The 2026-nt window shown below is 63.4% G+C and carries 2 protein-coding genes; both read right to left on the reverse strand.

The features are described from left to right. Positions 1–474: 474 nt before the first annotated feature. Complete coding sequence (locus tag KBA32_RS11600) at positions 475–1329, reverse strand: shikimate dehydrogenase (protein ID WP_294359077.1); 855 nt, start codon at positions 1327–1329, stop codon at positions 475–477. A gap of 265 nt (positions 1330–1594) precedes the next feature. After that, on the reverse strand, positions 1595–2026 hold a 432-nt coding region (locus tag KBA32_RS11605), incomplete at its 5' end, for a hypothetical protein (protein WP_367113778.1).

Raw genomic sequence — 2026 nt, forward strand, 5'->3', positions numbered from 1 at the left:
CGATGCGCTCGCGCGCCGACAAAACCCCCTTGGCGTGCATCGCTTCGAGCTTCTCGGGCTTGATGTGGTTGATGATCTTCTCGCGCCGCCGGCGCAAGAGGTCTAGGAGTTCCGGCTTGATGGTCATATCGGCGATTTCGCAGGTGGGAAGGAGGTCGCTGCGGACAGACGCACCGCCGAACGCGGGCCGGGCGCCTGACACGGCACGAAAACGCCGACGATGATACGCATGCGCGCCCGCACGAAAACCAGGGATACCCCTAGTTTTCCGGGGTGCTGATGGCGTTTTGAAGAATGCGGGACGAGAGAGCGAACGGCCCGCCCTGAAAGAAGGATGGTCGAGCTGAACTACGCGGGCAAAGGCCTCACCACCGAGACAGCAAGGCTCGAAGTTTCACCAGGAAAAGCACTCGGCGCACTTCGGATGATATTGCGGCCTCGGCGGGTCGCTTCGTTCCGTGACGGACTGCGGGCTTACTCGCCGAGCGCCTCGGCGACGGCGCGCTGGAAGACGCCTTCGTCCGGCTTGATGCCGGTCCACATCTCGAACCCGTGCATCGCCAACTGCACCAGCATTTCGACGCCGTCGACAATCGGGCAGCCGCGCTCGCGGGCCGCCTGGAGAAAAGGCGTGACGCGCGGATTGGTGATGACATCGACCGCCGTGGTCGTCGGGCTCAAGCTGCTCCAGTCGAGCGGAACCGACTCGCAAGCCGGCGCACACCCGAGGTGTGTCGCGTTCATCAGGATGCCCGTACCTTCCAGCAGGCGTACCGCGCCGTCCCAACGCTGCCAGGTCGTTGGGATGCCCGCAGCGCGGCTCACCAGATCGGCGACCTCGCGGCCCTGATCTTCCCGCCGGGTGACCACGGTCAGATGCGCAGCACCGGCCCAGCCGAGCTCGACGGCCATGGCGCGCCCAGCGCCACCGGCCCCGAGCATCACGACGCGCTTGCCGGCGATCGGCGTCACCTTGTTGATCGCCTTGACCACGCCCTTGCCATCATTGTTATGCCCGATCAGTCGCCCGTTTTCGTTGGTTACCCAATTCGCCGCCCCGATCACCCTCGCGTCTTCGTCGATGGCGTCAAGGAACGGAATCGCGGCGATCTTGTACGGCACGGTGATGCCGTAACCGCGGAAACCCAGCGCGCGAGTACCGGCAATGGCGGCCCCCAGGTCGTCGGCCGCGACGTCGCACTTCCAGAATTGCCAGTGCAGCCCGTAATGGGCATAGACGGCGTCGAACATGCGATCGATGGGATTCTCGGCCACCGGATGGCCCAGCATTCCGGTCATCTGCTTTTGGGGAGGCAACTGCGCGGTCATTGCAAACTCCTTTTTGAGGTTTCAGAAGACGCCTGATCCCCTGAAACGCTAGATGGATGGGCGCCAACAGGAGGATATCCATGCAGGCCTTATGGATAATATCGCTCCAACAGACGGGTTGTAAGTCGAAAACGCGCCATATTCGGTCGAAACGGGTGGAAATTCCAACTGTCAGTGGCCAATGCACGTCCGAAACGCGCCAACCGTTCACGGCGCACCATCGAAAGAACTTTCGCTCACCCGGACCGCTCGTAGCGCGCTGAGATCAGCGCCAGCCACGGCGGTCGTCGTCGCGTGATCCATGCTGCGGGCGCCGCCGCTCGTCGCGCTCCCAGCGGCCTTTCTCCTGGCGCCAATGGTTACCGTCGCGATACCAGCGATGCGGCGCCCAATGGTGTCCACGCCGTGGCGCCTCCCAGTGACCCGGCACCCACGCGTGGTGCCGGCCCGTCCAGTTCCAATAGCCGCCGATCCAGATCTGGCCGACGACCGGCGGCCGGCGAACATACTCGACCCGAGGCGGCGGAGGCGCCACGACGACCGGTTCGCCGTAGTCGTAACCATCATCGGAGTACGGCCCATTGGCGGGAACGACCGCACAACCACCCGTGATTGCAGCAGCCGCCAGCAAGATCCACAAGATTCTGTTTTTCACTCGAGAGCCTTTCGTTATTGCGACAAGATAGGTGCAATTAAC

The sequence above is a fragment of the Propionivibrio sp. genome, assembly GCF_017995515.1.
Lineage (GTDB): Bacteria > Pseudomonadota > Gammaproteobacteria > Burkholderiales > Rhodocyclaceae > Propionivibrio.